A 25810-nucleotide genomic window follows, 5' to 3' on the forward strand; every position below is an offset into this window, starting at 1 on the left:
CTCAGGTTAGTAACGTAAGCCCGGATGCTCGGCGAGGTTATAACGTTTACGGGGCCAGGCTGTTTTGAGGATATTCATATAGCCCGCCGTGACCTGCACTGCTGTCGGGGTCCATGAGCCGGATTTGATATCGAGCGTATACGGTGATGATGCCGGGGAAGACAGATCGGATGAAATGTACCGCCGAAATGTCAGCGTGGCTGATTTCATTTCATCCAGGATTTTATCGATCGCCTCAGAAACCCTTCCGTCAATATTGCTGATAGCAAACTTTAAATCCTGTGTCCCGTCGGCGTTCCTGGCTGGTAAAGCGATATCTATCGCGCTGGCTTCAAACGTCGCCGGCTGACCATTTTCCAGCGTCACTGAGACGTCATCCCAGCCACTGGTTAGCCAGTAGTTATCATCGCCTGCCGATATCTGCAACGTATCGTGAATAACCTCCGATCCGCTGCTGGCATATAGTCGCTCAAGAATTGTCATGCTTCGGCCACTCTCTGTTTAGCGCAATATCCAGTAACGACTGGCCCGCCAGCCATTCCGGGTAATTTCCCCAGCCTGAAGGCGGTAACGGGCGCTCCCATAATTCCAGCGTTGCGCTGTACTGCCAGTATTTTGGCGCGACCAGCGTCGGCCCTTCGTAAATATCCACGAACCTGGCTTTATAGGGCTTTACCCCGATTGGAGTCTGGAGTTTCAGATAGAACCAGGACTGGCCATCTTTAAGCGCATCCCTGAAAAACGCCTCAAACACCTGCGCCAGAGCATCAGTTTTAAAAATCCATTTAACCGATGCCTGGGTGGGTGTTGAGGTATATCGCCTTCGTTGTTGAGCGCGACCGGACGTCATCTCCGTTCGCAGTAAAGGTGATATGGGCTTAAACCCGTACCCGTCCATAAGCGGCATGGGCAGGTATTCATCCGGGTAGAAAATATCTGCCATGAATATTCCCTCCGGGCAGGTTATCGTGGTTTTTTGGGCTGAAGGTTGGAGTAAAGTGCTCTACCGAAGGCATTTTGAGGATTGTTTACGTCGCTCGTCAGTTCAGATTTTATCTGTTTAGCCAGGCGGCGGCCGTGGACATCCAATGTCTGCATCATTACATCATCCGGTTTACCAGTGAGGTGGTAATTGACGTTGATGTCACCAGTTGAAAGAAGTTGTCTTTCCTGCTGCTGCCTCGCAGCGTTCTGTACCGCCGGCGATTCCCGCCCTACAGCTTTAACCCCCAGCGAACCATCAGCGCCACGGGTCAGCGGCATAATTGCTTCCGGACCAGCTTCACCAAACACGCCCGCACCTTTCGCAAAGGCAAAATACTGCGGAGTGCTGTATACACCGCCGCTGTATGCGGAAAGTGAAGGCGAATCGTAGACACCACCGAGGGCATTAAAGGCAAAAGACGATCCGAAGCTTTGCAATGCAGTTCCACTACTTGCAGCTCCACTTGCCCCACCAAAAAGACTACCGAACATCCCACCAGCACCACCGCCGAACGACGCCATAATCGCTTTGGTAATTAACGCCTGTGTTGCCATCTGGATCAGCGTCTTAATCACCGTTTCACCCAGAGAGCTGAAGATATTCGACATCCCATCTTTGAACGAAGTCGCACCAGTCAGGACACTGGTCAGGTTGTTGGAAATGGAGTTCGTGGTGTTATTGAGAATCTCGCTGGTCGCTGATGCTGCCATTGAACTAAGGTCAGCAGCCTGATCGGCGTAGTTCATCAGTGAATCGCTGATCCCAGCCCGCCAGTCTGACTGCTGTTCATCGGTTTTCTTGTAGTAGTCCTCCTGAATCTGGAGCCGTTCAGTAAGCGCCGCCTGTAGCGCTTCCGTTTGCTGTTTGTACAGGTCTTCTGAAATCTGACCTTTGCTGAAATCCCGCTGCAGGTCCCGCTGCTGCTTGAGAAAATCAGTACGAATATCCGCCATTTCCTTCATGCGGTCGCGGGCCTTATCCCCCATCCCGGCACCAAGAAAATCAATATCCCCCCGATCACGCGCAGCAGCGTTGCTGTCAGCGAGCCCCTCACGGAACGTTTTTAACTGTTCAGCAATGTTTTTCTGATCGATAAGCGCAGCATTGTGCAGAAGGGTTTCTTTTTTAGCTTGCTCAAGAGAGGCTAACTCACCCTGCGTGACCTGGTATTTTACTTTAGCCAGTTCGGTATTCTGGCTTCCCAAAGCAATTTGTTCTTCCTGCTGTTTAATAAGACGCTTGTAAACATCTTCTGTCTTCTCAGCGGCTTTTAATTCTTCGCTTTTAGGCGCTTTCCGGGCGGGTTTATTGGATTCATTATTTCTCCACTCAGCAATTCCATTATTAATTAATTCCTGCCTTCCTGTCTGGTGTTGAGGATCACTAGTCAATCCCAAATCGTCGGCGGCAAAACCAAGTCTGGCTAACTCTTTTGCCTCGCCCTTAAGTTTCGATAATGCTAAATCTCGGCGACTTTTCTCAAGAGCATTCGTTTGTTGTGATGTTAAGTCAGCCTGAGGCATCCGCATTGGAACGTTAACTAAGCCCTGCCGTTCCATTAAAAGCTGGTTTCCTAATCCAAGCAATTGGTTAAATCTACTATGCTCACCGTTCATCATTAAAAGAGATTGATAGGTTTGTTCTTGTGCAGTAGAAATTCTTGTAAGTTGGTCTGCTCGCCGCCTTTCTAGGCTAACCAATACATCCTGTATGGAATTAGACTGATTTTGCATCTCGTTCAATCTTTCTTGCTCTACAGAAAGTTGAGTAGTTGAAGCAGATAATTCTTTTGTTACATCATCAATACTAGTTAAGTGGTTTATCATAAAACCACCGCTAGTTGTTGGGCCGGGATTTGCTAGAATATACTGATACCCGGAAATTTCTTCTTTTAATGATTTAATTTTACTAATTTGTTCTGATACTAATCGATTTTGCTCATTAAGTGACTTGCGTGTTTTATCTAAATTATCAGATGATTCTGGCAAGCTCATTGATGTGATATTATTTTTTACCTCTTGAATATTTTTGGCGTATTCCTGCGCTGATCTTCTTGCTTGTTCCTGGCTTTGGTAAACTGCATACCATGCTCCAGCACCCAGCATAACTAACCCAGGTACACCACCGATCAGGCCAAGGGCGCCGCTCATTAAGCGGGTACCGACAGAGGTAACGCTGTTAAGGTTATTTTGAGCAGAAACCCGGCCTGCAATATTACGACTAAGAGCGGACTGAGCTGCAGCCAATTTTCTTTCTGCAACAGCCTGTGCATCGGCATTTTTCGCAGCCACAAGCCCGGCCTGAGCTCGCTCCAGAGCGGTTCGTGCTCGTACTTTTTCTGTAGCTGTCCCGGTGGCAAGTGCTGTAGTCAATCGCCCATGTGCCGCGGTAACCCTTGATTCTGCGGCCGCAACCCTCTCCTGTTGAGCCGCCTGAATATCTGCACTTTTCGCACTTTGAAGGGCCTGCTGGGCCCGGTAAACTGCGGCGCGGGAGGCGGCAACAGAAGATTGCGCGGCTTTTTCCTGGGCTACTGCAAGAGCTACCTCAGATTTTGCGGCTGAAATAAGTGCGCCAGTAGCACTGCTTGCGCTGGTAACAATCCCGCCAAGATACCGTGCTAATCCAATCCCAACCAGACCACCTGCTGCGGTGGTAACCAGTGACATATTATCTGCTACGTCACTGAGGGCTCCGCTGACAGCGGATGATGTAAGAGAATCCAGGGTCTTTGCCAACCCATCAAGGCCACCAGAAAGTGCATCTGTCGCGCCAGTCGCCTGGTTCACCCCACCAACCCATGCCATAAAGGAGTTAGTGACTTTTTGCATTGAACCGGAAACTGTCGGCGGTAGCGAGGAAAACTCCCCCTGTAACACACCTAACTGACTGATTAAAGCTGGTACGACTTTATCTATCGTGAGTTGCCCCTGATCCGCCATTGCTTTAAGGTCTTTTCGGGCAACCCCCATACCAGCAGCCAAGGCACGGATAACACGATCCCCAGATTCGTTAACTGCATTAAACTCCTCGCCACGCAAAACACCTTGAGCAAGAGCCTGGCTAAACTGGGTAATAACAGAGCCGGCCTCTTCAGAACTAGCACCGGATAGTTTAAGTCCTGTTGATACCGCTTCGGTGATTTTGATTACTTCATCTGAGCTGTAGCCAAATTCACGCATGGATGCAGCTGCACGCGAAAATAGATTGGCGTTATCGGTAAAAGCCGTACCAGTACTTTGACTGATCGCCATTAAACGAGTCTGAGATAGAGTGAAATCGTTTGAGGAAACTGAGGCCTGTTTAAGCCTTGCGTTCACGGAGTTCCACTGGTCAGCAATTTGAACTAATTTACCAGTAGCAAATGCAGCTGCTGCTGCCGTGGCGGCCCGACCAGCAGAAGCAAATCCATCCGTTAATTCGGAAAGAGCCTTTTGGCTTTCCTTTGCTGCGACTGCGGCCTGACGACCACCATTCTGCATGGTTTTATAATAATCCTGCCCCATGCGTGAAGCGCGGGCGATCTCTGTCTGAAATGACTGAGAGTTTGCTGAGACCTTAATAATAAGTTCACGCAGGGTTGCCATTTATTTTTCTCCTGAAATAAAAAGACCTCGCTAAGGCGAGGTCTTTTTGAGGATTTAACTTATTGACAGAAAAGTTTATATTTTTCTAATGCGTTACTATCGCTATCACTTACGATGGTTACTGGCCCGTTATTTTTAAGCTTACCGCTTTCCGTTTCTATAAATACAAAGTATTCTTTTCTTCCTGTATATCCACCATAAGAATTTCTTGCATTAACATTCCCACATACGTATCCATCATTGTCGCCAACCTTGTGATAAAAAGATTCAAACTTAGCGCTATCAGGATCTTTCAGTGATTCTCTAACAACGGCTTCCCCAATAGAAATAAAATCTTTTTCAGATGGCTTGCATGCATTAATTAAAGGAATGCAAACAATCATAATTAGTATTTTCTTCATAATCCCCCCTTTGTGGTTCACAGTAGGGGATCCTAAACCGTCGCGTATGTATTGTCACTGAGAAGCCGCGAGCAAAGCGGCCTCTAATCCGGCAAATGGATCGCCACTGTCGATTACCTCATCCTCTTCTGTGCTCCACTTGAGTTGAGCATCTTCGATGGTGACTTTACCGCCCTGCGCCCCGTACATCGCTGAAACCAGCTGGGCATTGAGAATATCGCCACGGATATCACCGATCGGGCTGATACGGTCGAATTCAGCCCACATTCTGAATTCGCCAACCGTCATGGTTTGTCGCAGTTCGCCCAGCGTGCGGCCCATCCGGAGCGCCAGCGCCATCAGGAACTGCATGCCAGGCATTTTTACTTTGCTTTGGCATCATCCGCATCACGAATGAGATCAAGCGCCTGTTTCAGCAACCGGGAATGGACAGGGCCATAAATTGCTTCAACCTGTTCGGTATCATCGACGGTGAAAACGTACTGCAGGTCGGTATCCAGCAGAATATCAATGAAGAGTGTGACATCTGCCCGCATCGTGCGGAACGCGCGTTCTGAAGGGGTCAGTTCTGGCACCTCTGACGCTTCCTGCCCTTCCGGTAGTTTTGGTTGTTCCGGGCTGGCAATCCCCTGCCAGCGAATCCAGGCCTCAGCCGATGGTTCACGAATGATAACTTTGGCGTTTTCCCATTCCGGAACGGTGACTTCTTTTTTACGAAAACCCGCCATCGGGGCCAGCGCCAGCGCTTTAAGATTCTGTTTTGACATTAAGTTTATCGCCGGTTTCCCGGCGCTCCATTAACTGATGGTGACGGTGCAGTCAGATGAGGTGATAACGTTCGCCGGAGTGGCAGAGTCAGTGACTACACAGGAGTAAACACCGGCATCACCAGAAACTGCACTGGCCTTATTAAACGTTGCGCTGGTCTGCCCGCTGACGGTTGACGAACCTTTTTTCCAGACGTAGGTATAAGGTGCAGTGCCACCCTGGATGACCACACCCATTGTCAGGGCGCTTCCTGCCGCTACTGATAGCGAAGGTGAAAGATCGTTGATGAATGACAGAATACCTGTCGAATCAATATTGCTGGGCTTACCTTTCAGACGCAGAGAGAACGTTGCAGCAACAACACCGTTGGTCTGTGAATCCCAGGTATGCTGACGAACTTCGGCGCGGAACAGGAAGCCATTCCCGGAAGGGAACACAACCTTAAAGCCGTATACGCCGTCATTATCGTAAGCAGTACGCAGCGTATCCTGCGCCGGGTTGCGGTAGAAGTTACCGGAGAGAGACATCTCAGACGGTGCCGGGAGTCCGTTGATATTCTCCGTTTCTTCGGAGCATAGCGTTGTCACGTCAATATCGTTTTTCTGACCAGCGGTAAAACTGGCCTGTTTAATGGTACAACTCAGGTTGAGCCAGGTCGCCGATGCCAGCTCTTCCGAAGTGACCGGCACTGATGTAATCATTACTACCGTTTTTTGGGCGCGTTCGTACAATGCTGACATTGCAGCCTCCATAAATGAAAAAACCGCCAGCGGCGGTCAGATTGGATTGGTTCCTGTCAGGCAATGACCGTTATTTCAAGCGTTGCCCGATGCAAGTGGGTTGTAGTGTCGTAGCCGGGGATTTTGGTTACTTCGGTAGGTGAAAGCACTTCCAGCCGGGAAAGGGCCTCAAGCCGCAACGCCCTGGCCTCATCGTTAGTTTCTGCCCACACGTCTACCTGAATGTGCAGCGTCGATTCGGCCTGCCCACAGAACACATCCCCGGCAACATCAGTCGGTATCGAGAAAATGATGTAAGGAGCGGCCACTGCGGGTAAATCGTCGCTGCCAAGCGGCACCACATACGGATAAACCCGCCCGTCTGCCAGCGGCGACAGCAGGGTATAGATATCATCCTCTGTCATTTCGCCAGCACCTCATCGATCGCCTTGTTCATTCTCTCCATCGCTACCTTTGCGGCCTCTTCCTGTCGGGTATCAAAAGCGGGGCGAACAAAAGGATGTGCCGGGGCCGTAGATGTTCCCAGCTCCACGAAGCGCCAGTAGAAAGCATTCCGCTTGTTGCTGGCCTTCATGGTGTTGTCGCTGTTCCCCGTTCGCGGGTTAACGCCACGAATATGCACCCCCGATGCGATTTCCCCACGGCGACGGCTTTTCTGGGTGACGACAACAACGTTTTTCTTCAGTTTTCCGCTTTGCTCAGGAGCCCGATCAATCACTTCCTGTCGGAGGACTTCAGCCCCGGCCCGAGTAGAGTCCCGGAGGACTTTGTTGTTTTCGGCTTTGCTGAGGATTTGCAGGTCTCGGGCGATATCCTCTAAGCCGGAAAAATCCAGATTCACATCAATCATTTTTCGGTCCCCTGTTTGCAGAGAATTTCCAGCCGGGTACCTTTGCTATCTGGCACCGGAGGCCCGGTGACATTCAATGTCACTCCTTTGTAGGGGCCGTTCAGGACAAGAAGCCGCGATGATGCCGAAATATCATTGCGATATCGAACCCAGACACGAACTGTAGCATCTGCCCTTTCTGCTCCTGCTGTCAGGTTCTCTCGTCCACTGATTCCCTTTACCTCTGCCCAGATAGTGGCGCCGTCAGACCACTCTTCTGTCGGCTGACCACTCGGTGTTCGCGTAGCAATAAAATTTCGGATGGTGATCCGATGCCGCATTGGTCCAATTTTCATCATCCCCTCCGGCTAAACACCCATTTGAATTCGCCAGGGATTCAGCAACCAGCGTGCGGGTCCTGGGATATCAGGACTCAGATCATCCCCGCGGTTTTCATACAACCAGCCCACTATAAGAAGAACCGCGCTCTGAATGGAGGGCGTGATGATAAGCGGACGATCGCCGGCACTTTCATTCTCAACAGCACTATCCAGAGCAGCCTGGTCAGCAAAAAAGCGACGGTTAAGAAACTGCATAGCAGCATCCTCCGCAGCGGCAAGATACCCCTCCACCATCGTTTTATCGATTTCATCATCCAGCCTGAGATGTTCCATGGCTGTTTCAGTGTTGATTACCGTCATAACCATTACCCTTTGGTTTCGAGGGCGCGGTTCATTTTGTTATCAGGGACTTCACCAACTATCGTCACCAGCCCGTTACCTTTGAGCTCGGCAGCACGTAAGCGAGAGACATGAAAAGGATCATCGGCGGGCGTCCTGAAAATATCGCCATCCATAAAACGCCGGACAGGCTGAACCTGAATAGTCCCGGCCTCAGTGGGTTCTGGCGCCGCATTTTTACCGTCGGATACAGACGGTTCATCCACATTTTTTCTGGCCATCACAATCTCCTCAGAAAGAGAGGGCCGCTAAGCGGCCCTGAATTGTCAGCCGCCAGAAGCGGTTACATTACCGGTGACAAATGCTTCCGGACGATAAACTGCTAACGCCAGACGCTCTTCCGCACGAATGGTGACCATGTTTTTAATAAAGTCATCTTCGTTCTCAGTGGAGAGCAGCACTTCGATATCCATGCGATCGAAGATTTGCGCAGCCATGTTGAAGGCTCCAGTCAGGAAGTTGTTCTGCGCCATAGCCTGAGTTTCCACAACAGGAAGACCCCAGATACGTGGAACACCACCATTGACCGGCTGCGCAATGATGTAGCGGCCTTCGTTATCTTTGGTTAACTCGATGCCTGCCCAGTCAATAGGGTTCAGTACAAAACCAGACGCCGGATATTCTGCAAGAACGGCCTGCAGAACAGCCAGGCGAAGACGGTCGATCGGCGTGGCGTTGGACAGGGTAAGCGCTGGAGCAAATTCTGTTGCCTGCGGCAGAATACCGAGGATATTCGCGCCGGTGCCATCGCCGCTCAGCAACTGCTGCTCCTCTTTAAAGCGAAGACCATACTGAGCACGGCCATCGATATAACTGGCCAGACCGGGCGCATCGTCCAGGATCTGACGGGACGCTTTAAAATAATGCGCAATGGTACGAACCGGCGCACTTTTCAACTCAAACTTAATGTCTGATTTTGGCTTCAGAGCACCTTCCGCCACAGCTGCAGCATTATTGGTAAACCCCGTTTCCTGAACGAATTCAATACCGTTAGATGCGGTATTACCGGGGATAAGCAGATTACGGATGGTCAGAGTGCGTTCTGGCGGGGCGATAATGCCCTGAACACGATCGGAGACCACCAGACTGTTGGTTGTGCTCACGCCAGTGCCCGTAGTCGCCGGCACGTTCATAATATCTTTCTGTTCCAGCTTAACGCGGATGCTCTTACGGGCCGAACTGTCCATGCCTTTGAACTCTTCACTTTCGACCACCAGCTCACCGAGCGATTTTCGCTGTGCAGGTGCATCGTTCGGGCGGCGTGCACCTTTTTGCTCCAGCTCAGTGAGACGTTCTTTCAGCTCGTTCATCTGATTAATGCTTTCGTCCGTTCTTTGTTTCAGTTCCAGCGAAACGGTTTCTCCTGCCTCCATTTTTCTCTTCACGTCTTCGCCGAAGTTTTTGACCTGATCAATCACCATGGTGAGCTGGGAGGAGATTTCGCCAATACTTTGTGGCTGATCGTCAGCCGATTTTTTCTGGTACATATAAATCCCTTAGAGAATTTTTGGGAGAGAAAACTGGCTCAGTTGCTGGCGCATCGCCGCAATAGCCGCTTTGGTTTCGCCGTCTTCGCCCCCGGACTCACTCCGGTCAAGCAGATAGGACAGTCCGCGGGAGGCGACCGCGGCGGACTGACTTTTCGAGAAACCTGCCTCTCGCAGGAACTTCTCAAATTCAGGTAAGGAAGGAAGATCACCGTGTGACAGCTTCGACTTAATGACGTCAATACGCGCATCATCATTGGCCGGCACGGTAACAATGGAGATTTCAACCAGGTCGAGCTTCGTTAAGGTGCGGATCCGGGTTTTCTCATCGTAATTTGACTCACGGACGTAATAGCCAATGGAAAGGCCTGTAATGGCACGGGTTTTCATGCCCCGCCAGGCGGTTTTCGCGTAGGCCGCGTCTTCAAGCCACAGGGCCCCTTCACCAAAAAGCCCATGTTTATCTTCTTTCAGGGTCGAGATGTCCCAGTTCCCGATGGGTTCGCCGGTGCGATGCTGCCAGAGAACCGGGAACGTTCTCCCCTTCGCCCGTGTTTCCTCGATGCTTTCGAGGAACGCACCCGGCGCCACGACTTCGTTGTAACTATCGACAACATCGAAGACAGAACCGTATCCAGAAAAAAGGCCGTCATCGTTGACGGCCTTAATATCGAAGTTGAATGCCTTTACTTTCATGGCTGCGTTTTTCCGGTACATTCCGGCGTCTCCTCTGATTTAATGCCAAGCCATTCCCGCAGTGCGTTTTTGGCCGATTCACTGTCGCCGGACTTGCCAAGCTGATCTATCGGCAGCAGGTTAGATTGAACGGTTAGTTGGTCAGCGCCAGGTTTTGGCTGAAGGTTTTCTTTTTGCCGTGCTTCATTGCGGGTCATCAGACCGTTCTGGGTCATCGTTGAGTAAAAAGCGGCACGGGCGGCGCTGTCGGCACGTAAGAGACCTTCGATGGAAAACTCTGCGAAGTACTTATTTCTTTCTCCCGGAGCCAGGAGGCTTTTACGAATCGCCTGCTCAATACGGGTAAGCCATGGACGAAGTGAAAACGTTAAAAAGCCAATCAGCATCTGTTCGACGCCACTTCCCCACATTGTCTGCCCCTGGGCACTGTGTCCAATCAACCCCGGCCATACTCTGAACCACCGACAAATCTCTTCGATATTGAATGCCCTGGACTGCAGCATCTGGGCGTCTTCCGGGTTGAGGTCAACTGGCTGAAACTTCATTCCCGCTTCAAGAACCATCATTTTCCCGGTATTCATGGATCCAGAAAATTGTTCAACCATGCTTTCACGTACTTCATTGCGCTGCTCTTTTTTCAGGATTTGATCCATTGAGAGAACGCCACTGGGCCGCATACCATTTTTAAAAACTTTTGCGCTGGCTTCATCTGTTGCCATTGCCAGACCAAGTGTCTGTCGGGCATAACTGACAGGTGACAGGCCCATGACACCATTGGTGCTGAACGCACGGATGTGCATGATGTCCCGTTCATTAATGTTTCGGGATGTACCTGAAGGCCAGTCACGGTAGGTATAAATAGGATCTCCGCTGCTACTTAAATCAACCTTCATCCTTTCTGGCCTGAGCGGTACAAGCGAGGTAATACGCTTTCCGGTACGGTCGATTTCCGCGTAAGCATTCCCCCATAAAAGAAGGCTGGCCATGATCATTTCCCAGAACTCCACAGCGGTCATGTCAGCATTCGGCTGATTATGGAGGAGCTCATAAAGCGGGTGATCATTTGCACTCTGGCGACCATCAGCCGTTTTTTCGTAAAAACCTACAGGCAAAGTCGCGATGGTTTCGGATAACAGCCTTACACATGACCACACTGCCGATAACTGCAGGGCTTTATCAACCGTAACGGATTTGCCTGCTGCGGACTGCCCACCAGCATAAGCAGCCCAGAATTCACCGTCTGTAAGTGAGATGGGTACGCCGAGCCACCGGCGAACGGCGCTTTTTATCCGGCCTGGCTTCTTATCTTTATTCATGGTGACTCACACAATGATGGGATTACTGAAAAAGTCGTCGATATCGCCAGAATCATCCTCATAGCCTTCGGAGGCACCGATTGCCATAGCGCCCGCTACAATGCCGTCGATACGCCCGGTACTTTTTTTCTTGGCAAAAATTCGGTTTTCTTTCTGATCAGCCTCCGTCACTGCTGAAGCCGCATTCCAGCGAAGACAAGGGTTCGTCCTGATGATAATGACGCTGTCATCAAGCAACTCTTCAAACAATTCGATGGAGTGAGGCATCCACAGCCCGGAATCTTTCGCTTTGTAATACCCTTGCCCATGAGGGATTAAGGGAACAGAAACAGATGCTTCCTCAAGCTCCGGCTCAAGATATTTAATGCGATACTGGTCGAAGGCGATGGCCTTGATATCAAACTTCTGAGTCAGATCTGCAATGCGCTGGGCAACAAAGCCGTATTTCACTGCTTTGCCAGGTGTGGTGTGGATGTGACCATCTCGCTCCCAGGCGTCATAAGGTACCCGGTCCGTTTTGGCCCGTTCCAGTAACGTATCTTTCGGGGTCCAGAACTCCACCAGCAACTTACGTTGTTTTGGAAAAAACAACGCCAGTGCCGTCAAATCACGCGATCCGGACAGGTCTAAACCGCCATAGCATTCCTCACCTTCCAGTTCATCTGGATCAAAGCTCTCCTCACAACCCATCCAGACATCACTGCTCATCCACGGATTAGCCGCGTCAACCCACTGACAGAAGTTAAGACGTCTGACGATGCTCTCTTTCGAAGGCATCCCGCGGGCCTGAGTCACCTGCTCACGAAGATAGCTTTCTTCAAAGGTGTGACCCAGCGAAGGGTTAGCTTTTTTCCAGCAGGACTCATCCTTGAAAGGATCGTCTCCTTCATCCAGAGAACAAATGAAGGCAAAAAAGCTGTCATCTTCTATCGAACCGGCAGAAACCTTTCGGCCGTATTCGTGATAGTCATAGCAGACGCTCGTTTTATCGTGCCCACTGTTGGTGATCATGAAAATCAGCGCCTGCCGACGACCTTTGGTACCGGCACGCATCATTTCAACAACCTGATTGCTTTTATGCTCGTGAACTTCATCAATAAGAGCACAATGCGGTCGCGGGCCGGACTGCCCGTCATCTGAACTGATTGGACGAAAGAAGGAACCAGACTGAAGAAAAGCCAGGTTCCATTCCTTACCGGCACCACCTGATTTCTGAATACGTGCGGAAAGAGCTGGAGATTGATCCACCATCGCAACCGCATCACGGAAAAGGACCATTGCCTGGTCTTTCTTCGTGGCAGCGGCATAAACTTCAGCGCGTGCTTCTTTATCCGCAGTGAGACAGTAAAGCCCTATACCCGCAGACAGAGGGGATTTACCGGATCCCTTCCCGGACTCCACATAGACCATTCGGAACCGGCGAAAACCTCTGGCGTTTTTCCAGCCAAAAATCGAACCGACGATGAAGCACTGCCATGGCAGCAACACGAAAGGCTCGCCTTCGAAATCACCACCATTGAGCTTCAGAACTTTCGCAAAATAGTCAATCGAGCGTTGCGCCGCCTCAACATCCCAGTGCAGACCACGGGCATGGCATGACTTCAGGTCATTGAGATGGCGCTGGCATGAGTTACGGATGTCAGGACCAGCCAGTTCTTTGCCCGAGGTTACATCCATCGCATATTGGGTTGCAGGATCAACCGAAGAACTTGTCGAGCGTGTCCTCTTCGGGGTCTTCGCCATTCACTTTCACCTTCGTCCTTGCCGCTGGCGTCAGACCGAATTCAACCAGGTAACTTTTAAAACGGCGGTCGGCATCGGCCAGCATCGAAACGGCCGGGTTAGCTTTGATAAGAAAACCACCCTCGGTCTGGACGGTATAGGTTCTTCCCTCTACTGCGATGGTGTCGCGCAACTGAAGAATATCAGCGTAAATATCGCATAGCCGTTCAAGGGCTAAGGTGTCGGCAACTGTCAACACCCCCATCCCGTCAAGGAGAACAGTCAACCTTCCCCAGGCAACCTTTCCCCAGTCGGTCAGGTGCGCCGGCGGGCTTGGAATTTCTCGCGCCGGACTCGGTTCTTTATCGTTGAGTTTACGTTTGCCCGGGTTGCCGGAGACCACTTTGAGGTGGGTCGGTTTCGGGCGTCGTCCTGCCATCGGAACCTCCCGGAAAAAAACTTTTCATTTCGCGGTTGTGCACAAAAAGGATGGGCGGCGGTCATTTGGGATCAGGGTTCTGAACTTTTGACCCGCCCCTCCCCTATGGAATTGACGTCATCTGAACCAGTGAGAGTTTGGATCAAGCGGAATACCGTTTTCATCGCAGCCGATAACGGTGCCGCGCTTCTCCATTCTCTGCTTCGTTGAGTCATGGTGCTGCTTACACAGCCCTTGCCAGTTATTCCGGCTCCAGAAACGCTTTTGCGCTTTCGCTATTGCCTGGCTGTCACCAGAGCGCAGAGCCTCTTTCAGTTTGTGCGGGATGATGTGGTCAACCACCGTTGCCGCTGTCACTCTGCCTTGCTCCTGGCACATGGCGCACAAGGGGTGCGCACGAAGGAAGATAAGACGCTCACGGTCCCACTTGCTGCCGTAGATGCGGGGCTCTTTGTTCATGCTCTGGTCCTATTGCTTGGATGGGCGTACGATCCTCACCTGACCGAACAGCATCGGGGGCTTAACTTCGCCGTTCTCGACAGTGAGGTAACCACGGCAATAAATCAGAGCGGCAATCACCTCGCCTCTTTCATCGTCAGCAGAAAAGCGTGCTTTACTTCAACACCGTTGAGATAAACCCTGATGCGTTCACTACCTGGTGTTATGTATTCACGGGGATCGTCATCCAGAACTGTAAGCCGCATATAACCTCCAATAAAAAAGCCCCGCACAAGCGGGGCTGCTGATTTCTTTGAAGAATCTATTGATTAAACCGGGCGAGGATTGTTTCTTAATATTGCTTCTTCAACATCTGGCATCAGGGGTTCCTGACCGTGAAAACCGACCAAATACATATTGCCATTATCGGAGATGTAATCAACAATTGTGAATGCTACCTCACGCAATCGTGGATCCTTAGGATTGGGAATGTATAAAAGATTGCGCGCACCTTCCTCGACATCCCTGACTTCTCCATTCCATCCCTCACCAAACAGCATCACATTATGCATAATTTGTTCCTGCTAATTGTTTAGCATTTACATTATCACAGGCACTCATTGAATGCCTGCTGTAATGCCTTAGCTGGACTGCTCAGTCGCGGTTTCAAACAGCGCCAGCGCCTCGGTCGCTTCCTGAATCGCCTTCCGGGTTTTCGAGACAATCTCACTTTCCGTGAACACGCGATCGAAAGAGTCAGCGAATAGCTCAGATTTCAGATTGCTATCGCCAACCCAGTCAATGGCCAGCTTCGCCGCGGCGGTGTCGTAGTTAACTTTTTTAATGATATCCAAGCGGATTTGCTCGGATGCGGTGATCTCGGACATGTCTAACCTCTGCATTTTTGCATATAAAAAAGCCTCGCAGATGCGAGGCTCAAAAGATAGTATTCATAGGCTGAACTTAAAGGGGGGTGTAGTGCTCCTTTAATACCTTACACCAATGCCTTATGGTTCTAGATCTCCTAGACACGGTTTCGGCACTTAAAGAATGGCACTGCTCTAAAAGAAAACCTTCTGCAGTTTCCGGTTCTAACTGAGAGAGATTTTCAACACCCGCCCAATTTATCCAAGCCCAACCTATATGACTGGTTTCAAAACATCTCGCCGCAATCTTAAGTTTAACATCGTCTTCGGATTGAATTAACTGCTGACCAACTGATGTTACCTTACTATTAGTATCAAGGAACCCTAATACCTTAGCAGCATGAATATAATAATATATATGGCGCTCCTGCAGACCTGTATTGAACTCACTGCAAGGTTCGCCACGCCATTTTACTTCAACGATATTAAAAACTCGCTCTAAGGTATCGGCTTGCGGTATCTGGTGACCGCTAACAGATAGCATTGATAACTTATTGATATCTTTTAGATAAAAATCAGCACCAGCCTTTGTCAATACAAAAATCAATTCACCAGTCTCGTTGCTTCTGAGCTCCATGTTTGTGCCGGAAGAAACAACTGCCTGAAAAAGATTTGATAGTGATTGAATATCAATATTTTTTTCATTAATGAAATCAATTACATTAGCTCTTGCTTCTATCAAAGAGCTTAAAGATTTTAACAATTCTTCAAACAAAGAAAGTTTCTCTGCTTGAAATGAAATTATGAACGATCCTGGTCGAGCATCAACTGGACGTAATTTGTCTTTAAGGCCACCAAAATCCAAAAGACTATTGTATAGATCGCTAAATCTGTCGCATACGCTTGAAACATTGCCTAAAACAAGATTACCTTCACTTTTCTTAGCACTTTTTTCCAAATGTATTTCATGCGTGGAGTATTTTATCGGTGCGCCAATTCGGCCATTACCAAGAACGGGTACAACTGAACTAATGAACAATCCACTGGCAGGTAACTTATAATTATTTAAGTCTTCTGCATACAAAACATCCCAAGCAGGAGTCTCATCTCTATTGTAAGGAGCCTGTACTTTGTAAAAAAAACTTTGCTCATGCGCAGTAATAGCCGAGTGAATATCTATTCTCTTTCTTTCAATTAGCTCAAGTTTAGTTGGTGATACTGGTATGATAAACCAACTATCTGAATTTTCATCTTCAGAGATCCAATACACTACGTATAAAGAGCCAACTTCATTTTCTACTGAAAAGAAACGAGGCTCTTCAAAGAATTCATACACTCTTTTATAAAGCAGTGTTCCCAACATAGTTTTGGGGAGGAAGATATTACTCATTCTCCTTCTCCCACACACTCGAAGTGTTCATGTATATGGCTATTAGTTCTAAGCCAAATTGTGTAATGAGCAGGATCCGCAAACGTTTTTTTCATAACACCCATTAATGGGGTTACCTGACCTTTAGCAACCATACGGTCGCCCAATGCTTCAGGAAATTTGGCTTTTGCATCATTGGCACCTCTCATTTCAGAAAAGAAAGAGGTTCCAAAAACACATATTAAAGCCTCACCTTTACATTTTTTATGGCGATTCGGGTACTCTTCATGCGTAGAGAGAAAACATTGTGCTGAAGGGGGGCTTACACGAACTAACCGAAAAAATTCCCCCTCAGCATCCTCGGCTGACTTCGGTGGTACGCCTTTAGGAAAAAATTCAGGCCATGCATCCTGAAAAACCTCTGCTGCAGCTTCTGACATAAAAATCATCCCGTGTAGTCAAAAAATCTGCCAACGCGTTATTGATTGATAGTTAGAAACTTACTTTTTTTGCTGGCATCATCAGCAATATAGCAAAAAAAATTTTATTGTGAACACCAATTTGCTCTCAGCAATTTACCGCTCCAATAACTTGTTAATTCGCACTTTTAGCATTCAAATACTTAGCACAGATTATCTGCGCCGTTTTGTTATGCGCCAAGATGTCGCGCTTGGTCTGCTTATCCAGCACATCGATATCGTGGTCGGTCAGGTAGATGACCCTCACCCAGTTGCAGGCCGTATCAACGACTACCGGGGCGGGTAAACTTTTCGCGCAGCTCGCGATCAACATCGTCATCACCCATACGCTTAACGTCTTCCTGTACATCGCTGGCCCCTTTCGTGGCTTCTGCTTTACGTTCTGCCGCGGCGACGCTGGCGGCCGCGTTCTCTTCGGTACGCTGCTGACTGGCTTTCGCTTCTGCTTTACTGGTGCCGCGAGCATGACCAATGCCGAACGCGCCAGCGATAGCGCCCAATATTACAACCACCAACCCTGCGATAGCTTCTATTCCCATGATCATCCCACCAGTACCGATTTTGCTTTCAGGAAGCGGGCGCGTCGATCATCAATGCCGTTTTGCCCTCCATTGATAATCTGGGTCACGCGCACTAAATCTCCTGGGTACTTCAAACATCCGTTTAAGGTGTAAAACCAGGCTGCGCTGCGGGCCGCATTAATATCTTTCTCCAACAACTCAGGATTGCTGACTAAATCCAGTTTCAGTGCATTACCGCACTTGATGTAATTCTCAAGGAAGGTGATCCCTATAATTCCACGTCCACGGTATTTCCAGCCATCACCCGCAGTCTTATTGCCAAAGCGATTGCTGTAGACCAGATTTGCGATCGCTCTTTGACGTTCGATCGGCAAAACCTTTTCGTAACTTTTACGCCCCAGGGTGTTAGCCTGGTCCTGCGTGATGCGCTTTGCCTTCACAAAACCAGCCAGGCCGGCAACGCTATAGTTAAAACTTTCGACCATCTGGGTAAATGACGTGCTTTCGTGTCCACACTGCGCTATGAACATCGCCCGATCGAGTGGACTAGTGATGCTGAATTCGTTCATTGCAGCATCAAGGTGCGGAAACCAGCGCGCAGCTAACCCGGCGCTAATACCAGCCGCCCTTTGAAATTGTGATTGGTTCATCAGTGCCTCAGTGCATCAACCAGTCGCGCCACATTCCCCCTGAACCAGAGAACCGCGCCGCAGATAAGAATGTTCGCCAGCACCACCAGCCAGTGGGATGACTCGTACAGGCCAAACAGGAAACGGAAAGGGATACTGGCATAAACCAGCACCATGAGATAAGCCAGAACGGATATGCCCGGACGGTGTCTCGCACTACCTCGTTGGTAGAACATCAATGCCAGCACAATGACGGCGCAAATGACTGCATTAGCCAGCGCTGAAGGATCATTTACCACTTGAACCTCCTCCCCGGAACCGGGTCAGCATATTGAACAAGCTATTTAGATCCTGGCTGTTGAGAAACGTCAGAACTTTGATGATAAGCGCTGATATTAATACGGCTCCCAACGCATCAAGCGGACGGTCGCTGTAGCCAGTCCAGCTTGAAAGCTTGGAACCCACCAGACCGGCGCCCAGAACACCAACAATGAATGACGTCATAAAGTATGCCACCAGCTTACCGCGCGATATGTTAGCTGCCGTGGCCACGTAAAAAACCGCCCCGGCGAACGCACCAAATACCACGCCGTAATCTATTCCGGTAGCCAGACCGAACATGCTAGCCCCCATCAGGCCGCCGGCCGCAACTGAAGTACCAGAGACAGGATCGGACATTTAGCCCCCTCTATTGCTGTGGATCCTCTCAGAACGAGGGGAAAATAGGATGGCCGCCAGGTGACAGCCACCAAAAATCACTGTAAAAATATCAGGATTCACCACCCTCTCAGACGGATTTATTCTTCTTGTTCAGTCTCGTCCGCGTACGAAGCCAAGGATGTATCCAAGACCAAAACAAGAAAAACCGAATCCCACCAAGGGTAATACTGAATAAATAAAATCAGGCATAGGGAAATCTCATGGAAATTATTTCAGTAATCGGAGTGATACTGACACTGCTAGGGCTCTTTATTCCGTCACTAATCAGTAACCATTCGTCACGTAAGGCAGAGTTCAGGAAGCATTCCGCACCACTGCGGGGAAAGTTGCTAAGCGAAATTGAGGCTATTGAAGGAGGCTCTTATCCATTCAGGCTTATCAGCGATGCTGATTTCAACCAGTTGCTACCTTACGCCCCGAGGCGCAGGAAAAACGCTCTCCTTGATGCTTACACCAGTTATCTCGACGCTCATACGATGGCCGCCACGAAGCACTGGCACGATGAACATCCATCCGATGGAATGCTATTTTTCCCGACGGGTTTCTCAGTCACTAATTCAGATGAGGTACTGAAGAAAATGCAACCTCTGAAAAAAGAACTCAGCAGATAGTCCTTTAGGATGGCCGCCAGATGGATTAACGACAAAGCACAGAGTGAATGATGCTCTGGTGGCACAAATAAAAAAGCCATGCAAATGCATGGCCTTGTGGTTTGAATCCGTTATTTACAAAATGTATTCGAGACAGTATCTTTCGACTTCCGGACAAAAAAACATATACCGGGACAAAATCTAAATGTAACTGCCTTGCCTGCATGAAACCATGCGGGCTTTTTTTTGCCCAAAGAAAAAGCCCACCGAAGTGGGCCTTACAGCTATCATCATTTTTTATTAGGTGTGGTGCCGGGTGCCTCCCGGTAAGTCGCCGCCAGTCCACAGACGACTCGCAATGCGCAAAAAAACATATCAGACTGGCAATGCCCCTCCGCATAGGGGGATTCACCACACGGATAATTTAGGATGTAGTCATAGGCAGCGTCAATAACTGACACTCTGTCAAAGGCACCATTACGATGCCTTTTGCACAGTGCTAATCACTGGATTTAATATGGGGCCAGAGCAAAGCGATTACCCCGGCTACCAGCACGCCATCAGCCAGGATTGACATCATTTTGCTGGTGAAGTCGATAGCAACCACCAGAAACAAAAGCACCCCAGCTGCGGCCCAGCGAAGTTTACCGATCACAGGTACTGGTCCAATGGAAGTTGCAGAGCCTGGGCAATTTTCTTCAGCTGTTTCTCTTCTTCTTCCCCGATGCCGTCGTTATCAGCTACATCAAGACACAGGCAAAGAACATCGACAGCGTCATCCGTCCCGGCAACGTCAGCCAGTTCGCGCAACGCCTGAGCGTTGGCTGAACGTGGTGATGCTTCATAGCGAGCGCGAATATTCGAACTCATCTGGGCAATTTCACCAGCAAATGGCGCAAATGCTGGGAGGGCCGAAATAGTCTTCTCCAGCACTGCAATCTCTTTTGCATCGCAGGTACCATCGGCGTATGCAATCGAGTACGCACCCCAGACCGTGGCTTCTACAGCATCGCGGTTTTCCATTTTTTTCACTTCAACAACGGCTTTACGGGCTTTCTTTTTAAAAATACCAAACATAGTGACTTTCCTTTTAGCGGGTGAGCCAGCGCTCAGGAATGATCAGCCCACAGAGACAGTCACACTGACTATTCCCTATGGCTCACCCCTGAAAGGCTCTGTGGTTAAATAACGCCGAGCGTGGCGCAGATACGAAAAAGGCCCGCGAATGCGAGCCTGGTGGATCCGCTTACTGATACGGAGCGACCAACCTAAGTTGTCGCAGATTCAAATTGTGGCCCTGCTTTTAAGTCACTTTGCGGTCAGCTGGGACATGTAAGTTACGCATTGTGATCGGGATTCGCTTCAGCCGCTGGCCCCGCAGCCATATAAGTGCCGGTTACGGTTCCGGCCAGGTCTCTTCCTCAACGGGTTATTCTCCATACGGATTACCGTTTGTTGGTCGTTCCTGCGATCTCAATTTTCCGGTTACGTTTATCCGGCGGCTTACGCCCGGTTAAGCCCTAAGGTAAGGGATTTGGTTGTGGTGGCCGGTGCTCCAGCAAATTACGCATTTCACTGACCGTCTGTTCAAATCGCTCGGTTTCCAGTTCGACTCCTAGTCCCCTTCTCCCGAGAAGCGCAGCCTGTTTGAGCGTTGAACCTGATCCAAAAAAGAAATCAGCTACAACATCACCCGGGCGGCTACTCGCTGTGATTATCTGCTCCAGCATATCCGCAGGCTTTTCACATGGGTGCTTACCTGGATAAAACTGAACAGGCTTATGAGTCCAGACGTCGGTATATGGCACCGTGACCGATACGCTGAATGGTCGCCGTAAACGGTAATATTCCTGCTGGAGTTCAGAATATTTTCGGCTTAATGATTGCCAGGTGGCGACAAGCTGGTGGTGAGGTTTTCCCAGTTCGTTGCGTGAGTGCTTATCCATGGCGATTTTTCGAAACAGAGCCTGCAACTTCAAATAATCTGCTTCATTCGGCAGCTGCCACTGACTAAGGCCAAACCAGTGGGAAACCATATTTTTCTTACCTGTGGCTTCAGCAATCTGAGCCGACGTCACGCCAAGAGATTCCCGTGCATCACGGAAGTAAGAAATCAAAGGCGTCATGACGTGTTGCTTTAACTCATTACACTTTGCGGCATATCCATCGTCTTTCGGCCTGTATGGCCCCTGGTAATGGTCGGCAAAAATGATACGTTCCGTCGCCGGGAAATATGACCGGAGGCTTTCTTTATTGCATCCGTTCCAGCGTCCCGAAGGTTTAGCCCAGATGATATGGTTGAGCAGGTTAAACCGCTCTCTCACCAACAGCTCAATATCCGCTGCCAGGCGGTGCCCACAGAACAGATACATGCTGCCGGCAGGTTTTAACACTCGCCAGAACTGTGCCAGACAGCTATCCAGCCAACGTAAATAGTCCTCGTCCCCCTTCCATTGGTTATCCCAGCCGTTTGGCTTCACCTTAAAATAAGGCGGATCGGTAACAATAAGATCAATGGAGTTATCGGGTAGCGATGGGAGGTATTGCAGGCAATCAGCATTGATTAACTCAATACTGGATATTTTTACAGTATTTTTCATAGATCAGTAAGCGTAACTCTGATAGGCTCACTTTGCTTTTGCGCTAAAGCAGTGGGCCGTGGTTAGCTTGTGACCTGAAAGCATGAGCTGATGGCTGGCCGGGTGCTACAACACCCACCAGCCGCCCATTTTCACAGCAAAAGCCCCCATTACTGGAGGCGCTTATAACATCCGAACTGATAATCAGATAACCCCGCCATTACCAGCTGCGTAAGTATGAGCTGGCAGCGTTCGCGGCTCAGGTGGGTATTCTGAGCAATCTCTCCAGCAGTAGCCGGTTTGTCACTTAGCTCATTAAAAACAGCTTTAGCTGTTTCCGTCATATCTTGCTGATTTAGCATGTCTTTTACCTCAAATAAGTGGTGTGACATACAGATAACTCTGGTGACGGTATCCAGCAAGAACTAATTGAAAGAGAAGAAGATTTTATCGATTTTAGCCCATAAAAAAACCCGCTCGCTGGCGGGTTAATCAACGTTGAACATACAAAGCCCATCGTTATAAATAAAATTACACAAAAGCGGCAACTTTGCAAGTAACGTGTCGCTAAATTATGCGATATTTATCAAATCAGACACCTTTGTCACACGTTTAAGCTGTGAGTCGGTATAACTCTCTTCCTCAAAGCATTTTGTAACCAGACTTTCATAGAAAGGTTTCCAGCTATATCTCCAGGTACGTTCTGGCAGACCAGGCAGCTCAGAGAGCATACCCCTGTATGCATTTGAAGACTTAGGACGACTATAACCGCGGCCTTCACAACGTTTACATACTTTGTAGACAGGCACTCCCTGCAGCTCTGACTCTTTACGGTCCAGGGTTTTTCCCGTACCGCCGCACTGGCATCGCTTGCTGATTTTCCCGGTGCCGCCGCATTTGAAGCAAAGAACATGGTCAACCTCTTCCACCTGACGTTTCACTTCAAAATCCGAAGGTGACTGCCTGAGGTCTTTTGCCCATTGCGGTAACCTCATTGTGTAGTGGCTTTTTTCCACCATTGAGGTTTTTTTTATGAAGCCTGAACCAGAACACTTCCTGCAATCTACGCTGTCAGCTGCAGACGAGGCATAGTCGTTATAAGCGAACCGAGCTATTATCAGCATACACAGCGGGAACTTCTTCCCTGCTGCTTTTCTTATCGATCGAGGCGCTTTTGATTTTGCATATTCAGCCAACCAACTGACGGATGCCTTTCTGTCGTGTTCGCTGATTCCAGCTTTACCCAAAAACATTGACAGGCCTATTCCTGCCTCTGCCTGTGTCATCCCCAGAGCCGCCATTACATCTGTCACAGTAAGTTGCTCGCTGGCGGTTGCACGACCGCTATCGGAAATATGCATTCCTTTGGGCGCGAAAAATTTGGGAATTGATTCAATATTCATGCTCAGTACTCCATACACTCAAGCTTTTACAATGACGCCGATACCCATTACCCGATCCAGAAAACGAGCCCACAGCTCTAACTGAGTGCCATATTTCTTTTCGAACTCTGATGTATTGGCGTGTAATTCATCGTGATGCACTCTGCACAGTGGTATCACGAAGAGATCATGGGCCTTGGTGCCAGTTCCCCCCAGACCATTCCCTATTATATGGTGTGGATCGTCTGATGGTTGCCTACAGCATTCACATGGCTGAGTTTTAACCCAATGTGTGTAAACTTCGCAGGTCCAGCGCCGGCGCTTTGGGCGGCGCATAAATGATTCGGGGCTGTTCGGATCGACACTAAGCCTCAGAATGGGTTTACTTTCAATCTGAGGTTGCTCAATGAGTACACTGGCGTCCGCCAGGTCTATGCCCTCGACAAGATCCTGAAGGATTTCACCTGCAGCTAATGACGGGACAATATCGCTATCCTTATAAACGGACAGGAAAGGTTCCTCAGGCAGTCTTAAGGCCTGTTGCGCCATCGTCTCGGTTATTGCGTCAGCAATGCCGGATTTCACAGCCCACCAGCAGAGCTCCGCCATCGATAATTCGCGCTCCTTATTGTATCCAAGGCTGATCAACACCCTTTCAATCACCCACTGAACCAGATTCTGATAAGCCAGCTCTGACAACATTTCGGTGGTCTGCTCACGTAATTCATTATCACAATGCCAGCAGACAACCATGGCGCCAGGCGGATGCCGCATAGTCACTAATTCATGGTGGTGATAGTGGGAATGCGGGTACTGGCACTCTCTGACATGTCGTAGAAGCCAGGCCTCAAGAGCGTTTATTCCACCCGCTGCGTTAATAACCCTCTCATCCCTCATGAAAAAACGCAGAATGTCCATTTCTGCAAGCGGCTGACGTGCATCGGCGATCCGCCCAGTGGGCAGTGTTTTCATCTTCTCTGGCTGACGCTCTATCAGGACACGGCCGCCGGTAAAGAGAGACATCAATTCGCGGCCTGGTTTGAAAAGAACAACGCCCAGGCGCGGCACAATTTCCGGAGTAAGCAATGCTCGCACAATCCCCCCTAAACAGTCAGATCTTTAAGCTTCTGCACGGCTTTACCAACTTCAGCCATAGCATCTACGAACTCGTCAAACTTCCTGCTGGCCATTCCATATGCCTGGAGAATCTCCAACTTCAAGGGATCGAGCTGTTTCTTAATTTCTGCACGATCCCCGGCTTTTTTCTCCGCTTCCTCTGCCGCTTTGATCAAGGCGTCAGCCTGTTTACGTAATGCTTCCGGAGTTACTTCGAGTTGTTTATTCATTTTGCATTCCATCGTCGGCTGAGGAGGTGTCATTACAGGCGCCACAGATTTGTGACCATATTTCGGGTGGTGCAAGGTAGTAGACCTTCCATCATCTATCACGCAGAGCATCCCGCTTTCCCGGATTATTTCGATCAGGGTCTCTTTGTCTTTGCGATTGAGCCCACTGTATGCCGCCACTTTGTGCGTCAGGTGGGTTAGCGTTGCGCCTTCTGGTTGCCTCTCTACAAAACGCTTTACCCTGGAAAGCACTGGTTGCAGGTGTGGGGGAGTCATTCTCATGTTCACCCCTTACTGCGTGACAACGCCAATGAGCTTTAAAAGCTCAGGAAATTTCGATTCGAAGAAGTGCGGTTGCGTCTCACGTGGATTTGCTGGGCTGGTGATGTTTTTACCGTACAGACAACCTTTTGCCGTAATAGACCAGAATCTTTTCACGCCATTGATACCCGTTCGGCTGCGGCGCTCCTTCTGCTCGACTATGCCGTGACCAGCCATAAGGTGATAAGCCTGGTTCGCGGTCATTCTGATGTTGTTAGCTTTAAGCAAAGCGCTAAGAGACAGCGTTGGTCTGCTGGAACCATCCTGCGCGCCAGCTGGTGCATCAATGGCATATGAAGGCATTAAATCAGGCAGCCCTGCTACCTGCTGAAGCTTCTGATATGCCCCGAGCTTTGACGAATTAGAGAGATTGAGCATTTTGGCTGCAGATTCCAGGAGGATTATGCCAGCCTGAATGCGATCGGTATTGACGGTTGCAGCCCCAGCAGTGTGGAGCGCGTCAAACGTTCTGATGACCTTCAGATTAAAAACAGCGCTGATCCACATCGCGTAGGCATACACCAACTCACGGCAAACATAGGTACCTTGCTCATTTCCGCCGCGGATGACACTTACAGGTTCTGAAGTATCCGAGTTGCTATTTTGCAACTCGCCTATCAATTGCGCAGTTTGTTCGTTACGGAGCCAGAATGCAGGCTTATGGCGGTCAAGGGAGCCGGAAGCACGATGGAGATCGTTTAGGCAATAACGACCAAGGACATCACGACGAACAGAAATACCATCAATAACAAAAAAAGTGTGATTATTGGATGCAGCAGCACCCATGACGTGGTTAGTCATAGCTTTCTCCATACATTTTTATGTGACGAAGGGCCTGCACGCCCGTTTCGTTTGCACTC

At 49.4% G+C, this 25810-nt stretch carries 36 protein-coding genes; 1 reads left to right on the top strand and 35 read right to left on the bottom strand.

Annotated features, from left to right (window positions below; genetic code table 11):
• Nucleotides 1-6: 6 nt before the first annotated feature.
• The 27 genes from ABLU67_RS01125 to ABLU67_RS01255 all read right to left on the bottom strand — a co-directional run bounded on the left by ABLU67_RS01125 (nt 7) and on the right by ABLU67_RS01255 (nt 18690).
• Entirely contained in the window at nt 7-483 is a 477-nt protein-coding gene (locus ABLU67_RS01125) for a DUF1833 family protein (RefSeq protein ID WP_117066458.1), read from the bottom strand.
• Nucleotides 470-943 (bottom strand): hypothetical protein, encoded by a 474-nt coding sequence (locus ABLU67_RS01130; RefSeq protein WP_004177132.1) that lies wholly within the window; start codon nt 941-943, stop codon nt 470-472. Before ABLU67_RS01130 ends, ABLU67_RS01125 begins: the two co-directional genes overlap by 14 nt.
• Nucleotides 944-963: 20 nt before the next feature.
• A complete protein-coding gene (locus ABLU67_RS01135; protein ID WP_064402556.1) occupies nt 964-4572 on the bottom strand; it encodes a phage tail tape measure protein in 3609 nt (1202 codons plus the stop codon).
• A gap of 59 nt (nt 4573-4631) precedes the next feature.
• Entirely contained in the window at nt 4632-4973 is a 342-nt protein-coding gene (locus ABLU67_RS01140; RefSeq protein ID WP_049100202.1) for a hypothetical protein, read from the bottom strand.
• A 54-nt stretch (nt 4974-5027) separates the two neighbouring features.
• On the bottom strand, nt 5028-5333 hold the full coding sequence (locus ABLU67_RS01145; RefSeq protein ID WP_032734562.1) for a DUF4035 domain-containing protein: 306 nt from the start codon (nt 5331-5333) through the stop codon (nt 5028-5030).
• A 2-nt stretch (nt 5334-5335) separates the two neighbouring features.
• Nucleotides 5336-5740 (bottom strand): phage tail assembly chaperone, encoded by a 405-nt coding sequence (locus ABLU67_RS01150; protein ID WP_032734564.1) that lies wholly within the window; start codon nt 5738-5740, stop codon nt 5336-5338.
• 30 nt (nt 5741-5770) lie between these two features.
• Nucleotides 5771-6481: a phage tail protein gene (locus ABLU67_RS01155; RefSeq protein ID WP_117066456.1), complete on the bottom strand. Its 711-nt coding sequence runs from the start codon at nt 6479-6481 to the stop codon at nt 5771-5773.
• Nucleotides 6482-6537: 56 nt separating this feature from the next.
• A complete protein-coding gene (locus ABLU67_RS01160) occupies nt 6538-6885 on the bottom strand; it encodes a DUF3168 domain-containing protein (protein ID WP_015370214.1) in 348 nt (115 codons plus the stop codon).
• Nucleotides 6882-7331, bottom strand: coding sequence for an HK97-gp10 family putative phage morphogenesis protein (locus ABLU67_RS01165; RefSeq protein WP_014838144.1), 450 nt, complete (start codon nt 7329-7331; stop codon nt 6882-6884). Before ABLU67_RS01165 ends, ABLU67_RS01160 begins: the two co-directional genes overlap by 4 nt.
• The gene (locus ABLU67_RS01170; RefSeq protein ID WP_049099930.1) at nt 7328-7666 is read right to left on the bottom strand and encodes a phage head closure protein; all 339 of its coding nucleotides are present in this window, start codon (nt 7664-7666) and stop codon (nt 7328-7330) included. Before ABLU67_RS01170 ends, ABLU67_RS01165 begins: the two co-directional genes overlap by 4 nt.
• A 12-nt stretch (nt 7667-7678) precedes the next feature.
• Entirely contained in the window at nt 7679-8011 is a 333-nt protein-coding gene (locus tag ABLU67_RS01175) for a head-tail connector protein (RefSeq protein ID WP_032734570.1), read from the bottom strand.
• A 5-nt stretch (nt 8012-8016) separates the two neighbouring features.
• Entirely contained in the window at nt 8017-8271 is a 255-nt protein-coding gene (locus ABLU67_RS01180; protein WP_117066455.1) for a hypothetical protein, read from the bottom strand.
• 45 nt (nt 8272-8316) lie between these two features.
• The gene (locus ABLU67_RS01185) at nt 8317-9537 is read right to left on the bottom strand and encodes a phage major capsid protein (RefSeq protein WP_047934992.1); all 1221 of its coding nucleotides are present in this window, start codon (nt 9535-9537) and stop codon (nt 8317-8319) included.
• Between the two features lie 9 nt (nt 9538-9546).
• Nucleotides 9547-10254: an HK97 family phage prohead protease gene (locus tag ABLU67_RS01190; RefSeq protein ID WP_015370217.1), complete on the bottom strand. Its 708-nt coding sequence runs from the start codon at nt 10252-10254 to the stop codon at nt 9547-9549.
• Nucleotides 10230-11549 (bottom strand): phage portal protein, encoded by a 1320-nt coding sequence (locus ABLU67_RS01195; RefSeq protein WP_016809740.1) that lies wholly within the window; start codon nt 11547-11549, stop codon nt 10230-10232. The genes ABLU67_RS01190 and ABLU67_RS01195 overlap by 25 nt, the downstream gene beginning before the upstream one ends.
• A gap of 6 nt (nt 11550-11555) precedes the next feature.
• Nucleotides 11556-13292 carry a terminase TerL endonuclease subunit gene (locus ABLU67_RS01200; RefSeq protein WP_189090627.1) on the bottom strand — a complete coding sequence of 579 codons (1737 nt, stop codon included), beginning with the start codon at nt 13290-13292 and terminating at the stop codon, nt 11556-11558.
• The gene (locus ABLU67_RS01205; RefSeq protein WP_102811759.1) at nt 13246-13710 is read right to left on the bottom strand and encodes a phage terminase small subunit P27 family; all 465 of its coding nucleotides are present in this window, start codon (nt 13708-13710) and stop codon (nt 13246-13248) included. The genes ABLU67_RS01200 and ABLU67_RS01205 overlap by 47 nt, the downstream gene beginning before the upstream one ends.
• 117 nt (nt 13711-13827) lie before the next feature.
• Nucleotides 13828-14169 (bottom strand): HNH endonuclease signature motif containing protein, encoded by a 342-nt coding sequence (locus tag ABLU67_RS01210; protein WP_117066453.1) that lies wholly within the window; start codon nt 14167-14169, stop codon nt 13828-13830.
• 308 nt (nt 14170-14477) lie between these two features.
• Nucleotides 14478-14720, bottom strand: coding sequence for a hypothetical protein (locus ABLU67_RS01215; RefSeq protein ID WP_117066452.1), 243 nt, complete (start codon nt 14718-14720; stop codon nt 14478-14480).
• Between the two features lie 69 nt (nt 14721-14789).
• On the bottom strand, nt 14790-15035 hold the full coding sequence (locus tag ABLU67_RS01220) for a DUF2560 family protein (RefSeq protein ID WP_163586209.1): 246 nt from the start codon (nt 15033-15035) through the stop codon (nt 14790-14792).
• 76 nt (nt 15036-15111) lie between these two features.
• Complete coding sequence (locus ABLU67_RS01225; RefSeq protein ID WP_348852110.1) at nt 15112-16404, bottom strand: DUF6575 domain-containing protein; 1293 nt, start codon at nt 16402-16404, stop codon at nt 15112-15114.
• Nucleotides 16401-16823: a hypothetical protein gene (locus ABLU67_RS01230; RefSeq protein ID WP_348852111.1), complete on the bottom strand. Its 423-nt coding sequence runs from the start codon at nt 16821-16823 to the stop codon at nt 16401-16403. Before ABLU67_RS01230 ends, ABLU67_RS01225 begins: the two co-directional genes overlap by 4 nt.
• 154 nt (nt 16824-16977) lie before the next feature.
• Nucleotides 16978-17175: a hypothetical protein gene (locus tag ABLU67_RS01235; RefSeq protein WP_227630585.1), complete on the bottom strand. Its 198-nt coding sequence runs from the start codon at nt 17173-17175 to the stop codon at nt 16978-16980.
• The gene (locus ABLU67_RS01240; protein ID WP_163586206.1) at nt 17126-17401 is read right to left on the bottom strand and encodes a hypothetical protein; all 276 of its coding nucleotides are present in this window, start codon (nt 17399-17401) and stop codon (nt 17126-17128) included. Before ABLU67_RS01240 ends, ABLU67_RS01235 begins: the two co-directional genes overlap by 50 nt.
• Before the next feature lie 2 nt (nt 17402-17403).
• Nucleotides 17404-18033 carry a glycoside hydrolase family 19 protein gene (locus ABLU67_RS01245; protein ID WP_163586204.1) on the bottom strand — a complete coding sequence of 210 codons (630 nt, stop codon included), beginning with the start codon at nt 18031-18033 and terminating at the stop codon, nt 17404-17406.
• Nucleotides 18033-18311 carry a phage holin family protein gene (locus tag ABLU67_RS01250; protein ID WP_014228560.1) on the bottom strand — a complete coding sequence of 93 codons (279 nt, stop codon included), beginning with the start codon at nt 18309-18311 and terminating at the stop codon, nt 18033-18035. The genes ABLU67_RS01245 and ABLU67_RS01250 overlap by 1 nt, the downstream gene beginning before the upstream one ends.
• Nucleotides 18301-18690 (bottom strand): phage holin family protein, encoded by a 390-nt coding sequence (locus ABLU67_RS01255; protein ID WP_004139418.1) that lies wholly within the window; start codon nt 18688-18690, stop codon nt 18301-18303. The genes ABLU67_RS01250 and ABLU67_RS01255 overlap by 11 nt, the downstream gene beginning before the upstream one ends.
• 242 nt (nt 18691-18932) lie before the next feature.
• Between ABLU67_RS01255 and ABLU67_RS01260 the strand changes: the two genes are divergently transcribed.
• Nucleotides 18933-19343 (top strand): hypothetical protein, encoded by a 411-nt coding sequence (locus tag ABLU67_RS01260; protein WP_014228559.1) that lies wholly within the window; start codon nt 18933-18935, stop codon nt 19341-19343.
• Nucleotides 19344-19821: 478 nt separating this feature from the next.
• Here ABLU67_RS01260 and ABLU67_RS01265 read toward each other — a convergent pair whose 3' ends face one another.
• The 8 genes from ABLU67_RS01265 to ABLU67_RS01300 form a co-directional block, all read right to left on the bottom strand.
• Complete coding sequence (locus tag ABLU67_RS01265; RefSeq protein WP_117066449.1) at nt 19822-19977, bottom strand: DUF3927 family protein; 156 nt, start codon at nt 19975-19977, stop codon at nt 19822-19824.
• On the bottom strand, nt 19974-20399 hold the full coding sequence (locus tag ABLU67_RS01270; protein WP_015370231.1) for a tellurite/colicin resistance protein: 426 nt from the start codon (nt 20397-20399) through the stop codon (nt 19974-19976). Before ABLU67_RS01270 ends, ABLU67_RS01265 begins: the two co-directional genes overlap by 4 nt.
• Nucleotides 20400-20842: 443 nt before the next feature.
• Nucleotides 20843-21922, bottom strand: a complete 1080-nt coding sequence (locus tag ABLU67_RS01275) for a site-specific DNA-methyltransferase (RefSeq protein ID WP_117066448.1) — start codon at nt 21920-21922, stop codon at nt 20843-20845.
• A 149-nt stretch (nt 21923-22071) separates the two neighbouring features.
• Entirely contained in the window at nt 22072-22263 is a 192-nt protein-coding gene (locus tag ABLU67_RS01280; RefSeq protein ID WP_060591433.1) for a hypothetical protein, read from the bottom strand.
• 210 nt (nt 22264-22473) lie between these two features.
• The gene (locus ABLU67_RS01285) at nt 22474-23304 is read right to left on the bottom strand and encodes an antitermination protein (protein WP_047683618.1); all 831 of its coding nucleotides are present in this window, start codon (nt 23302-23304) and stop codon (nt 22474-22476) included.
• Between the two features lie 18 nt (nt 23305-23322).
• Nucleotides 23323-24378, bottom strand: coding sequence for a DUF968 domain-containing protein (locus ABLU67_RS01290; RefSeq protein ID WP_117066447.1), 1056 nt, complete (start codon nt 24376-24378; stop codon nt 23323-23325).
• Between the two features lie 8 nt (nt 24379-24386).
• Complete coding sequence (locus ABLU67_RS01295) at nt 24387-24911, bottom strand: hypothetical protein (protein WP_080528332.1); 525 nt, start codon at nt 24909-24911, stop codon at nt 24387-24389.
• 9 nt (nt 24912-24920) lie between these two features.
• Nucleotides 24921-25751 (bottom strand): KilA-N domain-containing protein, encoded by an 831-nt coding sequence (locus ABLU67_RS01300; protein WP_348852112.1) that lies wholly within the window; start codon nt 25749-25751, stop codon nt 24921-24923.
• Between the last annotated feature and the right edge of the window lie 59 nt (nt 25752-25810).

The organism is Klebsiella sp. GN_Kp190 (assembly GCF_040061795.1).
GTDB classification, from domain to species: Bacteria; Pseudomonadota; Gammaproteobacteria; order Enterobacterales; family Enterobacteriaceae; genus Klebsiella; species Klebsiella michiganensis.